This is a genomic window from Tropicibacter naphthalenivorans, assembly GCF_900176475.1.
GTDB lineage: Bacteria > Pseudomonadota > Alphaproteobacteria > Rhodobacterales > Rhodobacteraceae > Tropicibacter > Tropicibacter naphthalenivorans.
The window spans coordinates 150,824-174,602 of the sequence record NZ_FWXX01000004.1; the positions used below are offsets into that span (position 1 = coordinate 150,824).

Annotated in this window: 20 protein-coding genes and 1 pseudogene; 7 read left to right on the forward strand and 14 right to left on the reverse strand. The window is 64.8% G+C overall.

Annotated features, from left to right (window positions below; genetic code table 11):
* Positions 1–13: 13 nt before the first annotated feature.
* The 4 genes from fzlA to B9A11_RS10595 all read right to left on the reverse strand — a co-directional run bounded on the left by fzlA (position 14) and on the right by B9A11_RS10595 (position 7,923).
* Positions 14–679 carry an FtsZ-binding protein FzlA gene (gene fzlA, locus B9A11_RS10580; protein WP_058247503.1) on the reverse strand — a complete coding sequence of 222 codons (666 nt, stop codon included), beginning with the start codon at positions 677–679 and terminating at the stop codon, positions 14–16.
* Positions 680–773: 94 nt separating this feature from the next.
* The gene (mtgA, locus tag B9A11_RS10585; protein WP_058247504.1) at positions 774–1,496 is read right to left on the reverse strand and encodes a monofunctional biosynthetic peptidoglycan transglycosylase; all 723 of its coding nucleotides are present in this window, start codon (positions 1,494–1,496) and stop codon (positions 774–776) included.
* A gap of 321 nt (positions 1,497–1,817) precedes the next feature.
* Positions 1,818–6,362 carry a glutamate synthase large subunit gene (gene gltB / locus B9A11_RS10590; protein ID WP_058247505.1) on the reverse strand — a complete coding sequence of 1,515 codons (4,545 nt, stop codon included), beginning with the start codon at positions 6,360–6,362 and terminating at the stop codon, positions 1,818–1,820.
* A gap of 121 nt (positions 6,363–6,483) precedes the next feature.
* Positions 6,484–7,923 carry an NAD(P)-dependent oxidoreductase gene (locus B9A11_RS10595; protein ID WP_058247506.1) on the reverse strand — a complete coding sequence of 480 codons (1,440 nt, stop codon included), beginning with the start codon at positions 7,921–7,923 and terminating at the stop codon, positions 6,484–6,486.
* A 224-nt stretch (positions 7,924–8,147) separates the two neighbouring features.
* On the opposite strand from B9A11_RS10595, the gene B9A11_RS10600 reads away from it, so the two are divergent.
* Entirely contained in the window at positions 8,148–8,951 is an 804-nt protein-coding gene (locus B9A11_RS10600) for an undecaprenyl-diphosphate phosphatase (RefSeq protein WP_058247507.1), read from the forward strand.
* A gap of 141 nt (positions 8,952–9,092) precedes the next feature.
* Here B9A11_RS10600 and rlmH read toward each other — a convergent pair whose 3' ends face one another.
* From rlmH to B9A11_RS10630, 6 genes are all read right to left on the reverse strand, one after another.
* Positions 9,093–9,563 (reverse strand): 23S rRNA (pseudouridine(1915)-N(3))-methyltransferase RlmH, encoded by a 471-nt coding sequence (rlmH, locus tag B9A11_RS10605; protein ID WP_058247508.1) that lies wholly within the window; start codon positions 9,561–9,563, stop codon positions 9,093–9,095.
* Between the two features lie 3 nt (positions 9,564–9,566).
* Positions 9,567–9,971 (reverse strand): ribosome silencing factor, encoded by a 405-nt coding sequence (gene rsfS, locus B9A11_RS10610; RefSeq protein WP_370736531.1) that lies wholly within the window; start codon positions 9,969–9,971, stop codon positions 9,567–9,569.
* Positions 9,972–10,141: 170 nt separating this feature from the next.
* Complete coding sequence (locus tag B9A11_RS10615) at positions 10,142–12,478, reverse strand: aldehyde dehydrogenase family protein (RefSeq protein WP_058247509.1); 2,337 nt, start codon at positions 12,476–12,478, stop codon at positions 10,142–10,144.
* Entirely contained in the window at positions 12,475–12,768 is a 294-nt protein-coding gene (locus B9A11_RS10620; RefSeq protein ID WP_058247510.1) for a hypothetical protein, read from the reverse strand. Before B9A11_RS10620 ends, B9A11_RS10615 begins: the two co-directional genes overlap by 4 nt.
* A gap of 47 nt (positions 12,769–12,815) precedes the next feature.
* Positions 12,816–13,805 (reverse strand): deoxyribose-phosphate aldolase, encoded by a 990-nt coding sequence (deoC, locus tag B9A11_RS10625; protein ID WP_058247511.1) that lies wholly within the window; start codon positions 13,803–13,805, stop codon positions 12,816–12,818.
* Between the two features lie 63 nt (positions 13,806–13,868).
* Entirely contained in the window at positions 13,869–14,546 is a 678-nt protein-coding gene (locus tag B9A11_RS10630; RefSeq protein WP_058247512.1) for a glycosyltransferase family protein, read from the reverse strand.
* 149 nt (positions 14,547–14,695) lie between these two features.
* On the opposite strand from B9A11_RS10630, the gene B9A11_RS10635 reads away from it, so the two are divergent.
* The 6 genes and pseudogenes from B9A11_RS10635 to B9A11_RS10660 all read left to right on the forward strand — a co-directional run bounded on the left by B9A11_RS10635 (position 14,696) and on the right by B9A11_RS10660 (position 21,758).
* Complete coding sequence (locus B9A11_RS10635; protein WP_058247513.1) at positions 14,696–15,661, forward strand: metal ABC transporter solute-binding protein, Zn/Mn family; 966 nt, start codon at positions 14,696–14,698, stop codon at positions 15,659–15,661.
* Positions 15,658–16,404 carry a metal ABC transporter ATP-binding protein gene (locus tag B9A11_RS10640; RefSeq protein ID WP_058247514.1) on the forward strand — a complete coding sequence of 249 codons (747 nt, stop codon included), beginning with the start codon at positions 15,658–15,660 and terminating at the stop codon, positions 16,402–16,404. The genes B9A11_RS10635 and B9A11_RS10640 overlap by 4 nt, the downstream gene beginning before the upstream one ends.
* Positions 16,397–17,290 (forward strand): annotated as a pseudogene (locus tag B9A11_RS10645) (metal ABC transporter permease); the annotation flags it as partial. The gene B9A11_RS10640 and the pseudogene B9A11_RS10645, both read left to right, overlap by 8 nt.
* A 17-nt stretch (positions 17,291–17,307) precedes the next feature.
* Positions 17,308–18,216 carry a metal ABC transporter permease gene (locus tag B9A11_RS10650; protein ID WP_058247515.1) on the forward strand — a complete coding sequence of 303 codons (909 nt, stop codon included), beginning with the start codon at positions 17,308–17,310 and terminating at the stop codon, positions 18,214–18,216.
* Between the two features lie 48 nt (positions 18,217–18,264).
* Positions 18,265–21,222 (forward strand): error-prone DNA polymerase, encoded by a 2,958-nt coding sequence (locus B9A11_RS10655; RefSeq protein ID WP_083499834.1) that lies wholly within the window; start codon positions 18,265–18,267, stop codon positions 21,220–21,222.
* A 2-nt stretch (positions 21,223–21,224) separates the two neighbouring features.
* A complete protein-coding gene (locus tag B9A11_RS10660) occupies positions 21,225–21,758 on the forward strand; it encodes an acyloxyacyl hydrolase (protein ID WP_058247516.1) in 534 nt (177 codons plus the stop codon).
* A gap of 4 nt (positions 21,759–21,762) precedes the next feature.
* Here B9A11_RS10660 and B9A11_RS10665 read toward each other — a convergent pair whose 3' ends face one another.
* The 4 genes from B9A11_RS10665 to B9A11_RS10680 are packed head-to-tail and all read right to left on the reverse strand — an operon-like array spanning position 21,763 to position 23,765.
* Positions 21,763–22,437 carry an FAD-binding oxidoreductase gene (locus B9A11_RS10665; RefSeq protein ID WP_058247517.1) on the reverse strand — a complete coding sequence of 225 codons (675 nt, stop codon included), beginning with the start codon at positions 22,435–22,437 and terminating at the stop codon, positions 21,763–21,765.
* A gap of 33 nt (positions 22,438–22,470) precedes the next feature.
* Entirely contained in the window at positions 22,471–23,082 is a 612-nt protein-coding gene (locus tag B9A11_RS10670; RefSeq protein ID WP_058247518.1) for a DedA family protein, read from the reverse strand.
* A complete protein-coding gene (locus tag B9A11_RS10675; protein ID WP_143595852.1) occupies positions 23,079–23,438 on the reverse strand; it encodes a hypothetical protein in 360 nt (119 codons plus the stop codon). Before B9A11_RS10675 ends, B9A11_RS10670 begins: the two co-directional genes overlap by 4 nt.
* A 3-nt stretch (positions 23,439–23,441) precedes the next feature.
* Positions 23,442–23,765 carry a hypothetical protein gene (locus B9A11_RS10680; protein WP_143595853.1) on the reverse strand — a complete coding sequence of 108 codons (324 nt, stop codon included), beginning with the start codon at positions 23,763–23,765 and terminating at the stop codon, positions 23,442–23,444.
* Positions 23,766–23,779 lie beyond the last annotated feature (14 nt).

The window sequence follows — 23,779 nt, forward strand, 5'->3', positions numbered from 1 at the left end:
CCTCGCCCTTTCCTTAAAAATCCAAATCCGCGTAATGCGCCGGCGGCGGGAACCCCGGCACCTGATCGGCCAAAATCGACCGGAACGCCGGCCGCGACTTGATCTTGGCGTACCAATCCTTGACCACCTCGGACCGGTTCCAATCCACGTCCGAAATATAATCCAACGACGACAAATGCGCCGCAGCGGCGAAATCCGCCAAGGTCATCGTGTCCCCCGCCAGCCAGCGGCGGTGATCCAGCAACCACGCCAGGTAATCGAGGTGATACTTGATCGCCTTGGCCCCCGATTTCACGTTGCCGCTGTCGGGAAAGCCCAGCTTCATCACCTTCTTGTTCACCCGCTCATACAGCAGCTTGGACGTCACCTCGTTGTGGAACTTGTCGTCGAACCACCCCACCAGACGCCGCACCTCGTAGCGCGCATCCGCAGAGCGCGGCATCAGCGACGGCTCGGGGTATTTCTCTTCGATCCACTCGCAGATCGCCGCAGACTCGGCCATGGTCTTGCCGTCGATGCGCAGGATCGGCACCTTGGCGGCAGGGTTGCGGCGCAAAAACTCGGGATCTTTCTCCCAGTAGCGTTCCTCGACCAACTCGACCTCGATCTTCTTTTCGGCGAGGCTCAGACGCACCTTGCGGCAGAACGGAGACAACGGAACGTGGTAAAGCTTGGCCATGGAAATCCCAGAGGTTGGCGGAAAACACCTCTCTGATACAGGCGTTTGCCCGGAGGTTTCAAGCGCTGCCGCCGGGACCGGCAGGCTCATGCCTTTACTCGAAACAATCCGCGCGCCCGTCTGCCTTGATCGTCGCGGCCCCGTCCATGATCCCGCGCGCGCGCCGGTCCAAAAAGGCCGAGGGCCGCGCCGCGTTGCGTTTCTTGGGTGAGGGCAAGACAGCCGCAAGCAGCGCCGCCTGCCGCGCCGACAGCGCCTCTGGGCCTTTGCCGAAATAGTGGCGCGCCGCGGCCTCGACGCCGAACACGCCCTCGTCGAATTCGGCAATGTTCAGGTATACCTCTAGGATGCGGCGCTTGGACCAGACCGCCTCGACCGCCGGGGTGATCACCGCCTCCAGCGCCTTGCGGACATAGCTGCGGTCCTGCCAGAGGTAGACGTTCTTGACGACCTGCTGGGAAATGGTGCTGCCGCCGCGTTCGGCCCCGCCTTCGATGGCGGCGCGGATGGCGCTCATGTCAAAGCCCCAGTGGGTGCAGTAGTTGGCATCCTCTGCGGCCACGACCGAGCGCAGCATCACCGGGGCAATGTCATCCACGTCGACCCAGTGCTGGTCGACCGGACGGCCCAGCCGCTGGCTTTCGGACCACATGGTGTGCGTCGTGGGCGGGTTCAGCCCCGCGTAGATCACCACCGCCGCCAAGATCAGCCCCGCCATCAGCACCCCCACCCGCAGCGCCTGTTTCAAAAGCCACCGTCCGGGGCGGATGTCGCGCTTGGCCCGCTTGGTGGTCTTCTTCGTTGGTTTCTTTGCCATAGGTGTTTTCTACACGTCCCGCGCGAATGCGCGACAGAAAAATGGCGGAGCCGCCAAAGGCCGCCCCGCCGTTACCGCAAACCGGGTAGTTCTAGTCAACGTGTGCACTCGCTAAGACCCAAAATAGAACCTGTTACGAACAATCCCTTTATGCCCGCGAAATTGGTTCCGGCTGCGGTGGGAATGTGGCGGAAATAAGGTGATTTACGCAGCGTCAGGTTGCATTCACCCCGCCACGCATCCCTGGCCGCGAATATTTCTACCCAGAAATGAAAAAGCCCGGAGTTTCCTCCGGGCCTCTTCTCATGCGTGTATCGGGGATTATTCCGCCGGAACGGCCAGATCTTCCTCGATTCCCAGCGGGTGCGGGATCTTGTCCAGCATTTCCTTGGGGCAGACCTGAACAAAGTTGTCCTTCTCCAGATCCCAGTTTTGCAAGATCGTTTCCGCCTTGCGAGAGCGGGTCTCTGCCGCGTGGTTCTCGATCAGCTCTTTCAGCTGCGCTTCCCACTCGGGGGTGGTGACTTTGCAGGTCACCAGACCTTCCATGTTCATCATGTCGGGCGCGGTGCCTTCGGGGTCGTACAGATAGGCCATACCGCCCGTCATGCCCGCACCAAAGTTGGCACCGATCCCGCCAAGGATCACCGCGACGCCGCCGGTCATGTATTCACAACCGTTGGAGCCACAGCCCTCGACCACGACCTTGGCACCGGAGTTACGGACCGCGAAACGCTCGCCCGCTTTACCGGCGGCATAGAGGTAACCGTCGGTCGCACCGTACAGGACAGTGTTGCCGATGATGGTGTTCTCGGACGCCTCAAGCGGCGAGACCAGCGGCGGACGCACCACGATGGTACCACCCGACAGACCCTTGCCCACGTAGTCGTTGGCATCGCCGGACACTTCGAGTTTCAGGCCCGGAGCGGCGAACGCGCCGAGGGACTGGCCCGCAGAGCCGGTCAGCTTGACGTGCAGGTGGTCGGGCTGAAGCGCGTTGCGCATCCCGAACTTGCGCACGATGTGCGACGAGGTGCGCGTGCCCACGGTGCGGTGCGTGTTCATCACCGCGTAGGACAGCTGCATCTTTTCACCGTCCTGCAAGAAGCGCGCGGCGTCCTGCACGATTTCGGCGTCCAGCGTGTCACGCACCGGGTTGCGCGGGCGGTTCAGGTCGTACTTGATCTTGTCCGAGCCATCCACGCGGATCAGCAGCGGGTTCAGATCGAGATCGTCCAGATGCTCTGCACCCCGGCTGACCTGGCTCAGCAGGTCGGCACGGCCAATGACCTCTTCGAGCGACCGCGCGCCGATGGACGCGAGGATCTCGCGCACTTCTTGCGCGTAGAAGGTGATCAGGTTCACGACCTTGTCGGCGTTGCCGGTGAACTTGCCGCGCAGCGCTTCGTCCTGGGTACACACGCCCACCGGGCAGGTGTTCGACTGGCACTGGCGGACCATGATGCAGCCCATGGCGATCAGCGCAGCGGTGCCGATGCCGTACTCTTCGGCGCCCATCATCGCGGCCATGACAATGTCACGACCGGTCCGCAGACCACCGTCGGTGCGCAGCAACACGCGCGAACGCAGGTTGTTCATCGCCAGAACCTGATGCGCTTCGGTCAGACCCATTTCCCACGGCAGGCCGCAGTACTTGATCGAGGTCGCGGGCGACGCGCCGGTGCCACCGTTGTGACCCGAAATCAGGATCACGTCGGCTTCGGCCTTGGCCACACCAGCGGCGATGGTGCCAACGCCCGAAGACGCCACCAGTTTCACCGTGACCTTCACCGTCGGGTTGATCTGCTTGAGGTCGTAGATCAGCTGCGCGAGGTCTTCGATCGAGTAGATGTCGTGGTGCGGCGGCGGCGAGATCAGCGTCACACCCTTGGTCGAGTGGCGCAGACGCGCGATCAGGTCGGTGACCTTCATGCCGGGCAGCTGACCACCCTCGCCGGGCTTGGCGCCCTGTGCGACCTTGATCTCCAGCTCTTCGCAGTGGTTCAGGTACTCGGCGGTGACGCCGAAACGACCGGATGCCACCTGCTTGATCTTGGCGGACGGGTTGTCGCCGTTCGGCTCGGGCACAAAGTGTGCCGGATCTTCGCCACCCTCACCAGAGTCCGACTTCGCGCCGATGCGGTTCATGGCGACGTTCAGGGTCTTGTGCGCCTCGGGCGACAGCGCCCCCAGCGACATCCCCGGCGTCACGAAACGCTTGCGGATCGAGGTGATGGATTCGACTTCTTCGATCGGGATCGCCTCGCCCAGCGGCTTGATCGCCAAAAGGTCACGCAGATGGATCGGCGGGTTCGCCTGCATCGCGTTCGAATACTGCTTCCACAGCTCAAAGGACGCGCGGTCACAGGCGGCCTGCATCAGGTGCATGTTCTGCGCACCCCATGCGTGGGTCTCGCCGGATTTGCGCGACTTGTAGAAGCCACCGATGGGCAGCACGTCGCGCCCCCCCTTGAAGCCAAGGGCGTGGACCTCTTCGGCCTTTTTCTGGATGCCGGACACGCCGATGCCAGAAATACGGCTGATCATGCCGGGGAAGTACTCGGCGCACATGGCGCGCGACAGGCCCACGGCCTCAAAGTTCAGACCACCGCGATAGGAGGAAATCACCGAGATGCCCATCTTGGACATGATTTTCAGCAGGCCCTGGTCGATGGCTTCGCGATAGCGGGCCACGGCCTCGGTCAGGGACAGGTCCAGCAGGCCGCGCTCGATGCGGTCCGCCAGGCTGTCCTCGGCGAGGTAGGCGTTGACCACGGTCGCACCGGCACCGATCAGCACCGCAAAGTAATGCGGGTCGATACATTCCGCCGAGCGCACGTTGATCGAGCAGAAGGTCCGCAGACCCTTGCGCGTCAGGTGCGAGTGCACGGCCGAGGTCGCGAGGATCATCGGCATGGCGACCTTGTCCTCGGACACGGTTTCATCGGTCAGGATGATGTGACCTGCGCCAGAGCGCACGGCGTCTTCGGCTTCGGCACGGATGCGGGCCAGACCGTCACGCAGCGCGCCAGCGCCACCGCTGAAGGTACAGTCGATGGTGGTGCAGGGCGCGTTGAAGTGCTTGCACAGCTCTTCGAACTGGGCGTTGCCGACAAAGGGGCTGTCCAGCACGAGGATCTCGGTCTGGCTGCTGCTTTCGTCCAGCACGTTCTTGAGGTTGCCGAACCGCGTCTTGAGCGACATCACGCGGTATTCGCGCAAACTGTCGATCGGCGGGTTGGTCACCTGGCTGAAGTTCTGGCGGAAGTAGTGCGACAGCGGGCGATACTTTTTCGACAGAACGGCGGACGGCGTGTCGTCGCCCATAGAGGCCAGCGTTTCCTTGGCGTCCTCGGCCATGGGCGCGAGGATCTGCTCCAGCTCTTCCATGGTGTAACCAGCGGCGATCTGACGGCGGCGCAGCTCTGCCCCCTCAAAGACCGGCTTTTCGGTCACGGCGGCCAGCTCTTCGTCCAGCTCGTTGATCTTGCCGACCCAGTCACCGAAAGGCTGCGACGCGGCCAGCGCGTCCTTGATTTCGGTGTCGTGGTAGAGCTTGCCCTCTTTCATGTCGACGGCGATCATCTGACCCGGGCCAAGCGCGCCTTTTTCACGGGCGGTGGCTTCGTCGGTCGGGACCATGCCGATTTCCGACCCCGCGATCAGCAGGTCGTCGCCGGTCACGACATAGCGCATCGGGCGCAGGCCGTTGCGGTCAAGACCGCCGCAAACCCAGCGGCCATCGGTCATCGCCAGGGCGGCGGGGCCGTCCCACGGCTCCATAACCGAGTTGCAGTAGGAATACATGTCGCGCCAGCTTTGCGGCAGCTCCACCGCCTGCTTGGACCAGCTTTCCGGCACCAACATGGTTTTCGCCATGGGCGCGTTGCGGCCCGCGCGAACCAGCACCTCGAACACGCCGTCCAGCGCCGCCGAGTCGGACGCGCCGTTCGGGATGATCGGCTTGATGTCCTCGGCCAGCTCGCCAAACGCGCTGGAGGCCATGCGGATCTCGTGCGACTTCATCCAGTTGACGTTGCCCTTGAGCGTGTTGATCTCACCGTTGTGGGCCAACATGCGGAAGGGCTGCGCCAGCCACCACTGCGGGAAAGTGTTGGTCGAGTAACGCTGGTGGTAGATTGCGAAAGCGGACTCAAAGCGCTCGTCTTGCAGGTCGGGGTAGAATTCCGACACCTGCTCGGCCAGCATCATGCCCTTGTAAATGATCGAGCGGCAGGACAACGAGGCGATGTACAGACCACCCACGCCGCCGATGCCAGCCGCGCCAGCCGCCTTTTCGATGCGGCGACGGATGACATACAGCTCGCGCTCAAAGGTCTCTTCGTCCACACCCTTGGAGTTCGAGATCAGGATCTGCTCGATTTCCGGACGGGTCGCGTTGGCCTTTTCGCCAAGGCAGGCAACGCTGACCGGCACGTGACGCCAGCCGTAGATGTAATAGCCCATGCGCAGAACTTCGGATTCCACGATGGTCCGGCACGCTTCCTGAGCGCCGTGATCGGTGCGCGGCAGGAACACCTGACCCACAGCGATCAGCTCGTTCTTGCGCGGGGTGTGGCCGGTGCGCTCGATCTGGTCATAGAAGAAGGGAACGGGGATCTGCACGTGGATGCCCGCGCCGTCGCCGGTCTTGCCGTCAGCGTCCACAGCACCACGGTGCCAGATGGCCTTGAGCGCGGTGATCCCCGCCTCGACGACCTTGCGCGAGGGCTTGCCGTTCAGGTTGACCACAAGGCCAACACCGCAGGACGAGTGCTCTTCGCTCTCGTGGTACATGCCGTTTTCCGACATCCATGCGCGCTTGGCTTCTTCCTCGCGGACCCAGGCTTCATCATATTTGGTCATGGCTTATTTCCTCCATGAAGGGCCACGCAGCGTGGCCGTGAATTCGGTAGGGGGCCGGTGGGCGGCCCCTGAAATGGGGTAAGGACCGGGGGGGGCGAGGCACCCTGCCCCGCCGTTCAGGTCACTCGGCAGCGACAGCCGCCTTGGCGTTCAGATCGGCCAGAACCGCATCGGCGCAGTCGCGCCCGTCGCGGATCGCCCAGACCACCAAGGACGCACCGCGCACGATGTCGCCCACGGCGTAGACGCCCGGCAAAGCGGTGCGGCCGGTGGTGAACTCGGCCTTGACGGTGCCCCAACGGGTCACTTCCAGCTCGGGCGCACCCCAGAGGGTCTGAAGCTCTTCGGGCTCAAAGCCCAGAGCCTTGACCACCAGATCGGCGGGCTCATCGTAGTCAGAGCCTTCGATCAGCTCGGGCGACTGACGGCCCGAGGCGTCCGGCGCGCCAAGGCGCATCTTTTGCACGGTCACAGCCGACACAACGTCGCCGCCCTTGAAGCCCGCCGGCGCGGTCAGCCACTCGAACTGCACGCCTTCTTCCTCGGCGTTCTGGGTTTCACGCTGCGAGCCCGGCATGTTGGCACGGTCACGGCGGTACAGACATTTGACGCTTTCGGCACCCTGACGGATCGCGGTGCGCACGCAGTCCATGGCGGTGTCGCCGCCGCCGATCACGACGACCTTCTTGCCCTTGGCGTTCAGCTCGCCGCTGTCATACTCGGCCACGGTGTCGCCAAAGTTCGCCACGCGGTTGGACGCGGTGAGATAGTCGATCGCCTTGACGATGCCCTTGGCACCCGCGCCGGGGCCACGCAGATCGCGGGACTTGTACACGCCGGTGGCGATGATCACCGCGTCATGCTGGTTGCGGATGTCCTCAAAGGACATGTCCGCGCCGACACTGCAGTTATAGACAAAGCGCACGCCGCCCTCTTCGAGCTGCTGGATGCGGCGCATGACCACGTCCTTCTCCAGCTTGAAGCCGGGGATGCCGTAAGTCAGCAGGCCGCCGCCACGGTCGTAGCGGTCATATACGGTGACCTGAACGCCAGCACGGCGCAGCATGTCCGCCGCCGCCAAGCCGCCGGGGCCCGCGCCAATGATGCCAACGCTCTCGGTGCGCTCTTGCGCGGGGGATGCGGGCTTGACCCAGCCGTTTTCCCAAGCGGTGTCGGTGATGTACTTTTCCACCGAGCCGATGGTCACGGTGCCGTGGCCGGACTGTTCGATCACACAGTTGCCTTCGCACAGACGGTCCTGCGGGCAGATGCGGCCGCAAATCTCGGGGAAAGTGTTGGTCGACTGCGAGATCGCATAGGCCTCTTCCAGACGGCCCGTCGCGGTCAGGCGCAGCCAATCAGGGATGTTGTTGTGCAGCGGGCAATGCGATTGGCAATAGGGCACGCCACACTGGCTGCACCGGCTGGCCTGCTCGGCCGCTTTTTGCGCTGCGAATTCTGCATAGATCTCGTCGAAATCTTCTTTGCGGACGGTGGCGTCGCGCTTTTCGGGCATCTGCCGGTCGACTTTGACAAACTTGAGCATCGGCTGCTTGGCCATGGTCCCTGCCTTCTGAATGCATTTCGGGTTGAGGGCTAGTTACACAAAGCCAAAAGGGAATAAAAGTCAAAAATACTGACCTATATTCAGAATAAGTCAGCCTTTGCGCCTTAAATTCCGCTGCGCCGCCGCAATTTTAAGTCACGATCCGGACCTATTTTAGCGCTTTCATCAAGGAAACAAGGGTTTATACCAAGCAGGGTATTCGCCAAGGACGTTACCACATGCCATTTGCCCAGTTACTGATTCTTGCCCTGATTCAGGGAATTACAGAGTTTCTGCCTATTTCTTCATCAGGACACCTGATTCTCCTGCCGAATCTGACCAGCATGGAGGACCAAGGGCAAGTCATTGACGTGGCCGTGCACGTGGGCACGCTGTTCGCGGTAATCCTGTATTTCTGGTCCGACGTGAAAATGGCCGCGCTCGGAACCCTGCGCATGGCCACGGGCAAGATCGACACGCCGGGCGCAAAGCTCGCCTTCCTGCTGCTGATCGCCACGATCCCGGTGATCCTGTTCGGCCTCGCGCTGAAACTGACCGGGCTCGACGACATGCTGCGGTCCACGGCGGTGATCGGCTGGACAATGCTGGGGTTTGGGCTGGTGCTGTACTGGACCGACACGCGCGGCGCGGAACTCTACGAAGACCGCAACTGGTCGCTCAAGGACTCCATCTATATGGGCATCGCCCAAGCCATCGCGCTGATCCCTGGCACCTCTCGGTCCGGAATCACCATCACCGCCGCGCGCCACCTCGGCTACAAACGTCAGGACGCCGCGAAACTGTCGATGCTCATGTCGATCCCGACAATCATCGCCTCGGGAACCCTGCTCGGTCTTGAGGTCGCTTCCACCGCAGACGCCGCCGCCGCCAAGGATGGTGCCATCGCCGCCGCCCTCGCTTTTGTCTCAGCCCTGCTTGCCCTCACGCTGATGATGCGCCTGCTCCGCTCGGTCAGCTTCACACCCTACGTGATCTACCGCGTGATCCTCGGCGCGATCCTGCTGTACATCGCCTACAGCTGACTTCTTCTCTTTATAAATATCCTGGGGGAGGCCGCAGGCCGGGGGCAAGGCCCCCTCCATCCCTACGTGGCGCACCTGCGGTGAGACGGCAACGCCCCCCAAAATTATTAACCAATAATTTTGCCCCACCCAGACGCCAGCTTACGCCCGGTGATACGGCGTCCCCGCAAGGATCGAGGCCGCGCGGTACAGCTGTTCCGCGACCATTACCCGGACCAGCATGTGCGGCCAGACCATCTTGCCAAACGACAGCAGGAAATCCGCCTCGGCGCGCAGGCTCGGGTCAATCCCGTCCGCGCCGCCAATCACCAGCGCCAGATCCTGACAGCCGGTATCGCGCCAGCGCGCCATGCGCTCGGAAAACTCCGGCGACGTCACCACGGCCCCGCGCTCATCCAGGCAGCACAGAACCGCACCGGTCGGCAACGCCTTGCGCAACAAGGCCGCCTCTGCCGCCATGCCGCCACCCTTTTTATCCTCGACCTCCAACACGGACACAGGCCCAAGCCCATGGGCCCGGCCGGTTTTGTCGAACCGTTTCAGATAGTCGTCGACCAGCTCGCGCTCGGGGCCCTTGCGCAAGCGGCCCACCACGCAAAGATGGACGCGCATGACTTACGCCTGCGCCCCCGGTGCGCTTGGCACCCACATCTTTTCAAGCTGGTAGAACTCGCGCACTTCGGGACGGAACACATGCAGGACCACGTCGCCCGAGTCGATCAAGACCCAGTCGCCGGTTTCCTTGCCTTCCATCTTGCACAGCACGCCCAGCTTTTGCTTGAGCTCTTCGGACACTTTCTCCGAGATTGCTGCGACCTGACGCGACGACCGGCCCGAGCAGATCACCATGTGATCACACACGGCAGATTTACCGCGCAGATCAATCTGCACGACATCCTCGGCCTTGTTGTCAGAGAGGGTTTCCAGAACCAGCGCGAGGATCTCGGCGCTGGTCACCTGATTTTGGGTCACGCCCGGCATGGGCTGCCCCCGCTCAGCGGCAGATGCCGCGTTTGCCATCGAAGACAGGACATTGTCCTCCTATGAGTCACGCGCCGAACCACGCCCCGACGCAAAGCGATACCCTGAATATAGCACCGGATTCGTTAAATCTCAATAATCTGGCGATTCCATCGGGTGAGCCACGCGCTTTGCCGCTGTTTTAACAGACTGTAAACCCCCTTTTCGCCTCACGCACCGTAGGGCACCCAGACGGTTTTGACCTCGGTCGCGGCCTCCAGGAACGCGCGGCCTTCGCCCGCTGCCCCCATCCAGTCGCGCACCAAACCGTTGTTGACCCAAGTGCGTTTCAGCACGCCCGCTGCCTCGCGTTCGATCAGCCCCGAGACATCCGACGAAGAGAAGGACCAGACCGCATCCACGTCCATATGGCTCGCCAGCGGCCCCGCCAGATCGCCGTGATCGCCGGTCAGGATATTGACCACCCCGCCGGGAACGTCAGAGGTTTCAAGCACTTGATAGAAATCCGTGGCCACCAAGGGAAAGGCCTCGGACGCCGCCAGAACCACCCGGTTCCCCATGGCAATCGCCGGGGCCATCACCGACACCAAGCCCAGCAAAGGCAAGGCGTCCGGGCACAGCGCGCCAATCACCCCGCAGGGTTCGCGCAAGGCCACCGCCAGGCCGCGCACCGGGGCCTGCGCCACCCGCCCGTCGAACTTGTCGGCCCAAGCGCCATAGCTGAACAGGCGCGAGACCGCCGCATCCACCTCGGCCTTGCCGCCGGTGCCGCCGGTCATCCGGTCGATGCTTGCGGCAAACTCCTCGGCCCGCGCCGACAGGTTTTCCGCGATGTAGTACAAGACTTGCGCCCGCAAATGCGCGCTCGCCCCGGCCCAAGCCTTGGCCCCACGCGCCGCCTCAACCGCGTTGCGGATGTCCTTGCGGCTGGCCAAGGGCGCCTGCCCCAGCAGTTTGCCGTCCTTGTCATAGATACCCCGCGCATAGCCGCTGTCGGGACGCGCCTGCTTGCCGCCGATATACAGCTTGGCGGTGCGGTCCACCGGCTGCGGCTCGGCGCTATCGCCGGCAAAACCCTGCACCGGCACCAGCTTTTCCGCCACTTTGGCAGGTTTGACATAGGCCATCAGCCCCTCGGGACCGCCTTCGCGCCCAAAGCCGCTCTCGCGCACCCCACCAAAGGGCGCTGCGGCGTCGAACATATTGGTGCCATTGACCCAAACCACCCCGGCGGCCAGCTTGGGGGCCACATCCAGCGCGGTGTTGATGTTCTCGGACCAGACGCTTGCGGCCAGGCCATAGCGCGTGTTGTTCGCCATCTCGACCGCCTCGGCAGGCGTGCGGAAGGTGCTCGACACCAACACCGGGCCAAAGATTTCCTCCTGCATCAGGGCATCCGCCGGCGACAGGCCAGAAATCAGCACCGGCGGGTAGAAACAGCCCTCGGGCATGTCACACGCCGCGCGATAGACCTCTCCGCCCGCGCCATCCACCAACGCCGCAATGCGCGCGCGCTGCACCGGATCGACAATCGCGCCAACGTCAATGCACTTGTCCAAGGGGTTGCCCACGCGCAGCTTGTCCATCCGCGCCCGCAAGCGTTTCAGGAAATCCTCGGCGATGCCTTCTTGCACCAGCAGGCGCGAGCCCGCACAGCACACCTGCCCCTGATTGAACCAGATCGCATCGACCAAGCCTTCGACGGCGCTGTCGATGTCGGCATCCTCGAACACGATATACGGGCTCTTGCCCCCCAGCTCGAGCGTCAGGCCAATGCCCCGCCCCGCCGTCGCCTGCCGGATACGCCGCCCCACCTCTGTCGAGCCGGTAAAGGCGATCTTGTCGACCTCGGCGGCGACGATCATCTCACCCACCGCGCCATCGCCAGTGACGATGTTCACCACCCCCTTGGGCAAGCCCGCCTGACGGCAAATGTCGGCAAACAGCAGCGCGGTCAGCGGCGTCCACTCGGCGGGTTTCAGGACCACCGTGTTGCCCATGGCCAGCGCGGGCGCGACCTTCCACGCCAGCATCAGCAGCGGGAAGTTCCACGGGATGATCTGCCCGCAAACGCCCTGCGCCACTATCCCCGGCAGCTCAGCATCCATCAGCTGCGCTTGGCCAGCGTGATGGTAAAAATGCCGCTGCGCCAAGGGGATGTCGATGTCGCGGCTCTCGCGGATCGGCTTGCCGTTGTCCAGCGTTTCCAGCACCGCGAACAGCCGCCCGTGCTTTTGCAACAGCCGCGCCAAGGCATAGAGGAACCGCGCACGGCCCGCCCCGCCAAGGGCTTCCCACCCCGGCTGCGCCGCCCGCGCCGCCGCAACGGCCCGCGCCACATCTTCGGCGGTGGCCTGCGTCACCTCGGCCAAAACCTCGCCCGTGGCCGGGTTGCGCGTCTCGAACACCGCGCCGGGCGCATCAAACGCCCCGTCGATAAAGCACCCGAACCGCGCGCCTTGATCGGTGATCCACGCCAAGGCATCCCCGGCACTCTCCGGCGCAGGCCCGTATTCCATGGTCTCGAAAATATCCTTGACGCTCATCCCATCGTCCCCAACCAGAGGTAAATCACGTAGCCCAGCCAGCCAAAGGCCAAGGCCCAAATCCCATACATCACCCGCGCGCTGCGCCCGTACAGGGCCACATAGCCTTGCAGCCCCTCGGGCACCTCGGCGGGCGGCTCAAACCCCGGCTCCTCGCCGATCATCCGCTGCAACCGCGTCGGCAAATCCCGTACCGCCCGTTTCAGCTTGCGCCGCCGCCAGCCGCGCCCGCCCAGAAACAGAGCAAAAAACACCCCCAGCAGCAAAACAATCGGATTGTCCTGCATCATGCGCGCGCCCCCTGCTTCTTCTCTTTGTAAATATCCAAAAGCCCGGCTCAGCCCATCGCATGACGCCAAGAGGCAGAATACGCCCCCGTCACGTGATGCTCCAACTGCCGCTCGATATCACCCAAGAGCGACGACGCGCCAAAGCGGAACAGATCAGGCCGCAGCCAGCGATCCCCCAGCTCTTCCTTGATCAAAGACAGATAAACCGCCGCGTCCTTGGCCTTGGAAATCCCGCCCGCAGGCTTGTAGCCGACGCGATAGCCCGTGCGCTCATGGTACTCGCGGATCGCGCGGATCATCACCAGCGACACCGGCAGCGTGGCATTGACGCTTTCCTTGCCCGTCGAGGTCTTGATGAAATCCGCCCCTGCCATCATGCACACAAGCGATGCGCGCGCGACATTCTGCAAGGTTCCAAGCTCGCCAGTCGCGAGGATCGCCTTGACGTGCGCCTCGCCGCAGGCGGCGCGAAAGGCCTTCATCTCGTCGTACAAGCCCTGCCAATCGCCGGTCAGCACCTTGCGCCGGGAAATCACGATGTCGATCTCTTGCGCACCGGCCTTGACGCTTTCCTCGATTTCGGCGACGCGCAGGTGAAAGGGCGATAGCCCCGCCGGAAAGCCCGTGGACACCGCCGCCACCGGGATGCCCGACCCCTCCAGAGCCCCCACCGCAGGCGCGATCATGTCGTGGTAGACGCAGACCGCCCCCACCGTCAGATCCGGCAGCCCCAAAGCGTCCAGAATATCGGCGCGCACCGGCTGGCGCGCCTTGGCACACAGACGCGCGACGCGCCCCGCCGTGTCGTCCCCCGCCAAAGTCGTCAGGTCGATGCAGGACACCGCCCGCGCCAGCCACGCCGCCTGATAGTCCTTTTTCACGCTGCGCCGCCCCGGCAAACTCGCCGCCCGCCGTTCAATCGCGGATCGGTTCGCCCGCGCGCGCATCACCCAGTCCATGTCCAGCGCCATCCCCGGATTGCGGGCGTCATGCACCTGCGGCAGGTGCGGGGTCTGGATGGTCGTGGCGGTCTGCATGGCAACGGCTCCCTTGATCAGAGCGCCAAGGTCGCACCAACATCGCGCAGAGGCAAGCCTGTCCTAGCGTACCCGGTTCGACAGCCAGCGCAGAATGGGGTTCTTTTGCGGGCGCAGCAGCTCCAGATGCAAAATCCGCGCGCGCGGCTGGTCGGAATAGATCAGCTCGGACGCCTCATATAGGCGTTTGTTGAACTGCGGCGGGAAGACGTAGAACTGAATGTCCGACATCCACAACAGCTCTCGGAAGGTCACCTGATCGACGCGGAAGCCCGCCTCGACAAAGGCGCGGCTCCAATCGCGGAAGAAATCGAACACCCGATCCGAAGACCGGTACAGCAGCACGCCGCAGTTGATCTCGGGGAAGGTTTCGGGGACGTCGTATTTCCAGCGCTTGTTATGGCGCGGGCGATGCCACAGCTGCACATGCGCGCCGCAGATCTCGAACTTTTGCAGCAGGTCAAACAGGCTGCCCAGATCGTCGCGGACGATGGTGTCATTGTCCATGTACAGCGTTTCGTCAAAGGGTGTGTCGGGCAGCAGGTCGACCTTGGGGCGGGCCAGCCCATCGGGGATAAAGAACGCCTGATCAAAGCCAGAGGTGTCGTCGCCTTCGTGGCACCAGATCGCCGTACCCAATTCGGGGTTCGAGGCCTTGACGCTGGCGGCGGATCGGCGGGCCACATCCACATGCGCCTTGCCCCATGCAATATACAGAACGCCGCGTTTCAAAGCTGTCATAAGCCACCTATCCCGTGTCGTTTTGGGCGTACAGCAGGCAAACCGCCAAGTAAATAAGCCAAGCGGCGGATTTAAATGCGAATGGCTCGCAACTGGCTTGACTTTCTTGCGACTCGTTCTCAATTTCATCAGGGAAAGGATTTTGCCTCATGCTGTCTCGTCGCGCCCTGCTTGGGCCTTTGCTGGTTGCCCCCTGTGCCGCGCCCTTTGCGGCCCCTGTGGCGGTGCACGCGCAGGCGCCGCTGAACGTGGTCGCCACCACGGGGATGATCGCCGATGCGGTGCGCAATATCGCCGGGGACTTGGCGCAGGTGACCGCGCTGATGGGGCCCGGCGTCGATCCGCACAGCTACCGTCAGACCCGCTCGGACATTGCGGCGATGACCCGCGCCGATCTGGTGCTGTGGAACGGTCTCTATCTCGAAGCGCAGCTCGAAGAGTTCCTGCACACCCTCGCCCGCCGCGTGCCCGTGGTGGCCGTGGGCGACAGCGCCCCGAGCGATTACCTGCTGCGCCATGCCGAATATCAGGGCCGCCCCGACCCGCATCTGTGGATGGCCCCGCGCCTGTGGCGCTACGTGGTCGAAGGTATCCGCGACGCCCTGCACGCCCAGCGCCCCGAAGCCGCCTTTACCGCGCAGGCGGCCGCGTACCTCGCGCAGGTTCAGGCGGTTGACGACTACGCCCGCGCGGTCCTGACCACCGTGCCCGAAAGCGCCCGCGTGCTGGTCACCGCCCATGATGCCTTTGGTTATTTCGGGCGCGACTACGGGTTCGAGGTGCTGGGTGTGCAGGGCATTTCCACCCAGTCCGAGGCCGGCCTTAGCCGCATTGCCGAACTGGTCGACACGCTGGTGCAGCGACAGATCAGGGCGGTGTTCGTGGAAAGCTCTGTCTCGGATCGCAACCTGCGCGCGCTGATCGAAGGGGCCGCCGCCCAAGGCCATACCGTCCAGATCGGTGGCGAGCTGTTTTCCGACGCCATGGGCACACCCGGAACGTATGAGGGCACCTATCTGGGGATGATCGACCACAACGCCACGACCATCGCCCGCGCCCTTGGCGGCACCGCGCCGGAAACCGGCATGGCGGGCAAGCTGCGGGGCGGCGCATGAGCCCGCGCGATCTGAACGACGCAGGCCTGTCGCCGCTCGCGGTGCGCGGGTTGACCGTCGCCTATGGCGCGCAGCCGGTCTTGCAAGGCGTTGATATGACGACGGTTCCGGGGGCCATGACGGCGATCATCGGGCCGAATGGCGCGGGCAAATCCACCCTGCTCAAGGCGTGCCTTGGCGTGGTCAAGCCCCTGTCCGGGCAGGTGAGCGCCTGGGGCCAGCCAACCTCGCGCCAACGCGACCGGATCGCCTATGTGCCGCAGCGCGCTTCGGTCGATTGGGACTTTCCGACGCGGGTGATCGACGTGGTTCTGATGGGGATGTACCGCCAGCTGGGCCTGCTGGGCCGGGTCCGGGCGCGGCATTTTAAGCAGGCTCAGGACTGCTTGACCCGTGTGGGAATGCAAGACTTTGCGGATCGCCAGATCGGCCAGCTTTCCGGCGGCCAGCAGCAGCGGGTGTTCCTCGCACGGGCCTTGGCGCAAGAGGCCGATCTATACCTGTTGGACGAACCCTTTGCCGGGGTGGATGCCGCCACCGAAAGCGCGATCATCGCCGTCCTGCATGGCCTGCGCGATGCGGGCAAGACGGTGGTCGCGGTGCATCACGACCTGTCCACCGTGCCCGCCTATTTCGACCGAGTGTTCCTGATCAACCGCACCGCGCAGGCCGAAGGGCCGGTGGACGTCGCCTTTACCCCCGAAACGCTACAGGCCACCTACGGCGGGCGCGTGCATGTTTGAGGCACTGACGCTGCAATTGGGCTACAACGCGACGCTTGTAACCTTGGGGGCGGCGGCCTTGGGCGTGGCGGCGGGGGTCGTCGGAGCCTTTCTGAACTTTCGCAAACGCGCGCTGATGTCCGACGCGATCAGCCACGCGACCTTGCCGGGGTTGGCCTTGGCGTTCCTGTTGATGGTGTCTTTGGGCGGCGAAGGGCGATCCCTGCCCGGTTTGATGCTGGGCTCGGCGGTTTCGGCGGGCCTTGGCCTGTGGGTCGTATCATGGCTGACCACGCGCACCCGCCTGCCCCAAGACGCGGCGATCGGCGCGGTATTGTCGGTGTTCTTTGGCTTTGGCGTCGTCTTGATGACGGTGATCCAGACGCTGTCGGCGGGTCGCCAAGCGGGGCTCGAAGGCTTCCTTCTGGGCTCCACCGCCGGGATGCTGCGCAGCGACGCGTTGACCATCGCCGCCGGAGGAGTTGCCGTTTTACTGGCCGCCTTGGCGCTGCGCCGCCCGCTGCTGATGACCGCCTTTGACGCCGGATACGCCCGCCAGCGCGGCATCGACACCAACCGGATGGACGGGGCGCTGATGGCCTTGGTGCTGGCGGTGACGGTGGTGGGGCTGAAAATCGTCGGCCTCGTGCTGATCGTCGCCTTGTTGATTATTCCCCCGGTCGCGGCGCGGTTCTGGTCGGACAACGCCGCGCGGGTGATCGCCCTGTCCGGCGGAATCGGCGGGGTGTCCGGCTACGCAGGCGCGGCAATTTCCGCCAGCGCGCCGGGGCTGCCCACCGGGCCGTTGATCGTCCTGACCAGCGCCGCGGTGTTCACGCTGTCCATGCTGTTTGCCCCGACCCGAGGTGTCATCGCCGGGGCGTTGCGCCACCTAAAAATGCGGCGCGCACTGCAAAGGGGGGCGTGATGGGCGCAGAATTTGTCATGCTGTCCCTGCCGCCAATGGTGATCGGAGCTTTGGCCGCGATGGCCTGCGCCTTGCCGGGGAATTTCCTGTTGCTCCGGCGCGAAGCCCTGATCGGTGACGCCATTTCCCACGTGGTCCTGCCGGGGATCGTCGTGGCCTTTTTGCTGACCGGCATGGTGGCCACCGGGCCGATGATGCTGGGTGCGGCGGGGGCGGCGCTGCTGGCCGCCGTACTGATCGCCACCATCCGCCGCTTTGGCGGGGTCGAGCCGGGGGCCGCCATGGGCGTCGTGTTCACCACGATGTTCGCGGGCGGCGTGCTGCTGCTGGAGCAGAGCAACACCGCCTCGGTGCATCTGGACGTGGAACACGCGCTTTATGGCAACCTCGAAAGCCTGATCTGGATCGACGCGGTGGGCTGGGGATCGCTGCTGGACCCGCGTGCGCTGGCCGGTCTGCCGCCGGAACTGCCGCGTATGGCGGTGACCTTTGCCGTGGTCGCGGTGCTGACGGCGCTGCTGTGGCGGCCGCTGAAACTGTCGACCTTTGACGCGGGCTTTGCCCAAAGCCTCGGCCTGCCGACCGGAGCCATCGGCCTTGGCGTGACGCTGGCGGCGGCGCTCTGCGCGGTGGCGGCCTTTGACGCGGTGGGCTCGATCATCGTGATCGCCATGTTCATCTGCCCGCCCGCCGCCGCGCGCCTGATGACCAATCGGCTGGAACGGCAAGTCGCCTGGTCGCTGGCCTTTGCGCTGGCCTCTGCCGTGCTGGGCTATGTGCTGGCGGGCTACGGGCCGCTGTGGCTGGGCGCGCCCGCGTCAGTGTCGGCGGCGGGGATGATCGCCACGGTGTCGGGGATGATCCTCGCGTTGGCCGCTGTGTTCGCCCCTCACCGCAAAGCGTAAACCACAAAAGACTCCACCCGGAACGAAACGTGAACTAAACTGCGCAGCATGTTCGCCGAGCTCTGCATCACCTCCAACTTTACCTTCCTCACCGGGGCGTCCCACCCCGAGGAATACATGGAGCGTGCGGCCCTCGCAGGCCTGTCCGCCATCGCCATCGCCGATGTGAACAGCGTCGCGGGGATCGTGCGCGCCTACGCCCAGGCCAAGGAGATCAGCCACCAGATCGCCGAGCGGGCGGCGGCGCAACAAGACGGCCCCATCGGCCCGCCCTCGCCCTTTCCGCCGCGCCCCGGCCTGCATGTGACCAACCTGCCCCGGCTGATCCCCGCCGCAAGACTGGTCCTGCGCGAAGGGATCGAGGCCACGGCGCTGGCCGCCACGCGTCAAGGCTGGGCCACCCTCTGCCGCCTGCTGTCCACAGGTCGCCTGCGCGCACCTAAAGGCGGCTGCGATCTGGGCCTGTCCGACCTGCCGGACGACTTGAGCGGGCTGATCTTGATCCTCCACCCGCCGCACCACGCGCAGACCTCTCCGCCCGGCGCGGACGGGTGGCCCAAGCTTGCGGAACGGGTGACGCGCCGCCTCCCCGAGGCATGTTACCTCGCCCTTGCCCCGCGCTACGACGGGCTGGACGCGCAGCGCTTTGACGCCCACGCCGCGCTGGCCAAGCAGCTCAACCTGCCCACCATCGCCACCGCCGCGCCAATCATGCACCACGGACGCCGCCGCCGCATTGCCGACGTGCTGACCGCCATCCGGCTGGGCCGCCGGGTCGACGCCTTGGGGCGGGCGGCGCTGGCCAATGCCGAACAGCGCCTGCGCTCGGAACCCGAGATGCGCCGCCTGCTCGGCCCGCACGGCGAGGCCATCGACCGCGCCGCCGCGCTGGCGGACAGGTGCACCTTTGACCTTGGCGATCTGCGCTACGAATACCCCTCGGAAATCAGCGGCGATGAGACCCCGTCAGACCGCCTGTCCCGCCTCGCCCACGAAGGCCTGAACTGGCGCTACCCCCAAGGCGCGCCGGACCGGGTGCGCGCCATGCTGGCCCATGAGCTACACCTCATCGCCAAGCTCAAATACGAGCCGTATTTCCTGACCGTGCGCGACATTGTCGCCTTTGCCCGCGACCGGGGGATCCTCTGCCAGGGGCGCGGCTCTGCGGCCAACTCGATCACCTGCTACTGCCTTGGCGTCACCAGCGTCAGCCCGGAAATCGGCACCATGGTGTTCGAACGCTTTGTCTCGGAGGCGCGGGACGAGCCGCCCGACATCGACGTCGATTTCGAACACGAACGGCGCGAAGAGGTCATCCAGCACATCTACGAACGCTACGGTCGGCACCGCGCGGGCCTGTGCGCCACCGTCATCCACTACCGGGGCAAGCGCGCCATCCGCGAGGTCGGCACCGCCATGGGCCTGTCGCGCGACACCATCGGCGCGCTGTCCAGCCAGCTTTGGGGGTTCCTGTCCTCGGACGCCTTGCAACCCGCGCGCCTGCGCGAAATCGGGCTGGACCCGGACGACCGCCGCCTGCAACTGACCCTTGATATCGTCAACGAAATCATCGGCTTCCCGCGCCATCTGTCGCAGCACGTGGGCGGGTTCATCATCACCGAAGGCCGTCTGGACGAACTGGTGCCCGTGGAAAACGCGACGATGGAAGGCCGCACCGTCATCTGTTGGGACAAGGACGACATCGACACGCTGGGCATTCTCAAGGTCGACATCCTCAGCCTTGGGATGCTGACCTGTATCCGCAAGGCCTTTGACCTGATTGCCATGCACAAGGGGCCGCGCCACACGCTGGCCACCCTGCCGCCCGAAGACCCCAAGGTCTATCAAATGCTGTCCCGCGCCGACAGCGTCGGGGTGTTTCAGGTGGAGAGCCGCGCGCAGATGAACTTCCTGCCGCGGATGCGGCCCCGCTGTTTCTATGATCTGGTGATCGAGGTCGCGATCATCCGCCCCGGCCCGATCCAGGGCGACATGGTCCACCCCTACATCCGCCGCCGCAACGGCGAGGAAAAGGTCGAATTCCCCTCGGACGAGCTGGGCGAGGTCTTGGCCAAGACGCTCGGCGTGCCGCTGTTCCAGGAGCAGGCCATGCAGATCGCCATCATCGGCGCGGGCTTTACCCCGACCGAGGCCGACCGCCTGCGCCGCAGCCTTGCGACCTTTAAAAAACACGGCAACGTGTCGGAATTCCGCGACCGGTTCCTGTCGGGGATGCGCCGCAACGGCTATGATCTGGACTTTGCCGAACGCTGTTTCAGCCAGATCGAAGGCTTTGGCAGCTACGGTTTCCCCGAAAGCCACGCCGCCAGCTTTGCCCTGCTGGTCTATGCCTCGGCTTGGCTGAAATGCCACGAGCCGGGGATCTTTGCCTGCGCGCTGCTGAACTCTCAGCCCATGGGGTTCTACGCCCCGGCGCAAATCGTGCGGGATGCGCGCGAACATGGCGTCACCGTCCGGCCCATTTGCATCAACGCCAGCTACTGGGACAACGCCATGGAGCCGGACGGGCGCGGCGGGCTGGCGCTGCGGCTGGGGTTCCGCCAGATCAAGGGCCTGTCCGAGGATGACGCCGCCTGGATCACCGCCGCGCGCGGCAACGGCTATGGCTCGGTGCGCGATGTCTGGCGGCGCGCCGGGGTGGCTCCGCATCTGCTGGCGCGACTGGCCGAGGCGGATGTCTTTGCCGACTTGGGGATGACCCGCCGCGAAGCCCTGTGGGAGGCCAAGGCGCTGACCAAAGGCCCGGAGCTGCCGCTCTTCGCGCAGGACATTGACGGCGAGGCGATCTTTGAGCCCGCCGCCCATCTGCCCGCCATGACCGAGGGGCAGGAAATCGTCGAAGACTACGTCGCCATGCGGCTGACCCTGCGCCGCCATCCGGTCGCGCTGTTGCGGCATATCCTGACCCCACCCGAAGCCTATGGCCCGCGCCCTCTGGACAGCCCGCCCCGCATGGGTCATCCCTCTGACAAGACAGGGAGCTGACCATGGCCGATGGGACCTTTGCCGTTCTGCTGATGTTGCTGGGCTGGAGCGATATGAGCGACAATTACTGCGACACAGCCGGGGGCTGCTGGGCGCCGTCGGACCGCCCCGCGCAGCTCATGCTGTCGCAGGGCGAGGTGATCCGCCGCCGCGCCCATGTGGCGAACGAAAGCTATGTGCGCTACGATCTGGGCACGCAGGTCGGCCCCTTTGGGCAGGCGGCGGGCTTTTCCGCCGGCGAAGAGGGCGAGCTTTGGGCCGGCTATGGCCTGACCTACACCATGCGCATGGGCGCGTTCTACGCCGAGCTGCACCTGATGCCGGGGCTGTACCTGGACAACGGCGGCTTTGACATGGGCGGGCTGCTAGAGTTCCGATCCGGGCTGGAACTGGGACTGGAAAGCGCCGATGGCTGGCGCGTCGGGCTGGCCTATGACCACCGATCAAACGGCGGGATATTCGAGGCCAACCCCGGCAAGGAAACGCTGCAAGTGCGCTTTGGCGCGCCCGCAGCGGTGCCCTTGCCTGCGGACTAGCGGATCAACTGAAATCCTCGGTGATGATCTGCGCCTCGGGGACGCCTGCGGCTTCGAGCAGCTTGGGCATCGCCTCGACCATCGGATCGGGGCCGCAGACATAGCAGACGTCCTGCCCCGGCGTGATCACCTGTTTCAGCGTCTTCACCCCGATCTGGTCGCTGGCATAGGGGCTGCCCGGCTGATCCGTCACGATCCAGCGCGTGTCCAGCCCCGTCATCGCCTCGAACTGATCCTTGAGGATGATGTCGCGGTCGGTCTGGTTGGAAAACAGCAGGGTGTTGCCTGCAAGGTTGCCTTTGGCGGCCAGCTTGGCCCGCAGGATCGAGATGAAGGGCGTCACGCCTGCGCCCCCGGCGATAAAGACGCCGTCGCCTTCGTCGTGGATCGCGCCCCACGGGTCCTTGATCGTGACGGTGTCGCCGGGGGTCAGGGCGGCAATGCGTTTGGTCACGCCATCATGCTCGGGGTAGGATTTGATGACGAACTCTAGGCTGTCATCGCCCGGCAGCGAGGTAAAGGTAAAGGGGCGGTATTCGTCGCGCCAGCCGTCCTGATCCAGCGCCAGATCGGTGGCTTGGCCGGGGGTGAACTCGAACCCCTCGGGGCGGTCGAACACCAGATGATAGGTGTCGTGGGTGACGGGTTCGATGGTTTGCAGCGTCAAAGTATGGGTCATGGGGCGTCTCCTTTGGTCAGGAAACGCGCGGGCCTAACGCCTTGTTCCGCCGTGATGCGGATGCACCCGTCGGTGAAAGATCAACCAGCCGAGCCAAACCGCCATCGCCCCCGCCGCGAGGAACCCCGCCACGTTGGAGGCGATCTGCGCCACCTCGGCGATTTGCCCCGCAAAGGCGAACCCCAGCCCCACGTAAAGCGTCACCCAGACGGTTTCGCCCGAGATACTGCCGATGGTGAAATGCCGCCACGGCAGGTCCGTCGCGCCGCCGACAAAGTTCACATAGGGCCCCAGCGGGCTGAACAGCCAGCGCGTCAGGAACACGGTGGACACGCCGCGCCGGTGCAGCATGGCTTCGGCCCTGAGGATGGTCTCGGCGGCCTTTTTGCGGCGCTTGAGACGCTGCACCAGCGGCGCGCCACCCTTGGCACCGATGGCATAGCCGGTCTGGTCCCCCACAACCGCCCCGCCCCACGCCGCACCGACCGAAGCCATCAGGCTCAGCTCGCCCGCTGCGGCAAAGGCCCCCGCCGCCAGCATGATGAGCGAGGACGGCATGGGCAATGCGAGGCAGGAAAAGAACGTCGCCACAAGGACGATCCACGCACCGTAATGCGGCACCATGGCCAGCAGCGTGTCGGTCATTCCGGCGCGGCCTCTGGGTGGGTGGCGCGATAGTCAGCGATGGCGGTCTCGATGCGGGCGATCAGCTCTGGCGTGGTGATCCCCAGCCGTTCTGCGACCTCGTCCAGCGTCTCGCGACGCTCACCGGGGCGTGGGCCGACGACCTCTAGCATCATCTCCTTGGGGACATGCCACGTATGCGCCACGTAGCCGGGCGTCATCCAGTTGGCGATGGGCGGATCGGTCGGGCGCGGCGGGTGGTGCAGCGCGATCAAGACCAGCTTGGCCCCAAAGAACAGGCAGAACAGCACCGTCAGCGCAAACGCCCCTGCTAGCAAAGGCTTGTCCTGCATCCGATCCTTGAGACGGCGGGGCATGGGTTACTCGGCCGGGGCTGCGTAGGTGCACAGCGTCAGGTGACCGTCCGTGGCGCGGGTCAACTGACCCTGCCGGAACACCGCGTGGACGTATTCCGTCTTGTCGCCAACGTCATAGGCGTAGCTGGCGCAGGCCTCGTCGAAATCGTTCGGGTTGCGTTCATACCCGGCGTCAAAGCCAAGGGCCACGTCGGCCTCGGCCTTGGTCACGCCGGTGTGCAGCTTGGCCGCGATGCCGCGCCCGGTGTTGCGCGGCTCTTGGACCGTGCCCGCCTGCATACAGGCCGACAGCGCCAGTGCCGCCGAAATCGTAAACCCCAACCGCACCATCGCTATCCCTC

Bases quoted from the DNA above. Each gene is read 5' to 3' on its own strand.
- deoC (WP_058247511.1), bottom strand. From the start codon at position 13,805: ATGCAGACCGCCACGACCATCCAGACCCCGCACCTGCCGCAGGTGCAT.
- B9A11_RS10670 (WP_058247518.1), bottom strand. From the start codon at position 23,082: ATGACCGACACGCTGCTGGCCATGGTGCCGCATTACGGTGCGTGGATC.
- B9A11_RS10620 (WP_058247510.1), bottom strand. From the start codon at position 12,768: ATGATGCAGGACAATCCGATTGTTTTGCTGCTGGGGGTGTTTTTTGCT.
- rlmH (WP_058247508.1), bottom strand. From the start codon at position 9,563: ATGCGCGTCCATCTTTGCGTGGTGGGCCGCTTGCGCAAGGGCCCCGAG.
- B9A11_RS10640 (WP_058247514.1), top strand. From the start codon at position 15,658: ATGAGCCCGCGCGATCTGAACGACGCAGGCCTGTCGCCGCTCGCGGTG.
- rsfS (WP_370736531.1), bottom strand. From the start codon at position 9,971: ATGGCAAACGCGGCATCTGCCGCTGAGCGGGGGCAGCCCATGCCGGGC.
- mtgA (WP_058247504.1), bottom strand. From the start codon at position 1,496: ATGGCAAAGAAACCAACGAAGAAGACCACCAAGCGGGCCAAGCGCGAC.
- B9A11_RS10635 (WP_058247513.1), top strand. From the start codon at position 14,696: ATGCTGTCTCGTCGCGCCCTGCTTGGGCCTTTGCTGGTTGCCCCCTGT.
- B9A11_RS10675 (WP_143595852.1), bottom strand. From the start codon at position 23,438: ATGCCCCGCCGTCTCAAGGATCGGATGCAGGACAAGCCTTTGCTAGCA.
- gltB (WP_058247505.1), bottom strand. From the start codon at position 6,362: ATGACCAAATATGATGAAGCCTGGGTCCGCGAGGAAGAAGCCAAGCGC.
- B9A11_RS10655 (WP_083499834.1), top strand. From the start codon at position 18,265: ATGTTCGCCGAGCTCTGCATCACCTCCAACTTTACCTTCCTCACCGGG.
- B9A11_RS10665 (WP_058247517.1), bottom strand. From the start codon at position 22,437: ATGACCCATACTTTGACGCTGCAAACCATCGAACCCGTCACCCACGAC.
- B9A11_RS10615 (WP_058247509.1), bottom strand. From the start codon at position 12,478: ATGAGCGTCAAGGATATTTTCGAGACCATGGAATACGGGCCTGCGCCG.
- fzlA (WP_058247503.1), bottom strand. From the start codon at position 679: ATGGCCAAGCTTTACCACGTTCCGTTGTCTCCGTTCTGCCGCAAGGTG.
- B9A11_RS10630 (WP_058247512.1), bottom strand. From the start codon at position 14,546: ATGACAGCTTTGAAACGCGGCGTTCTGTATATTGCATGGGGCAAGGCG.
- B9A11_RS10595 (WP_058247506.1), bottom strand. From the start codon at position 7,923: ATGGCCAAGCAGCCGATGCTCAAGTTTGTCAAAGTCGACCGGCAGATG.
- B9A11_RS10600 (WP_058247507.1), top strand. From the start codon at position 8,148: ATGCCATTTGCCCAGTTACTGATTCTTGCCCTGATTCAGGGAATTACA.
- B9A11_RS10660 (WP_058247516.1), top strand. From the start codon at position 21,225: ATGGCCGATGGGACCTTTGCCGTTCTGCTGATGTTGCTGGGCTGGAGC.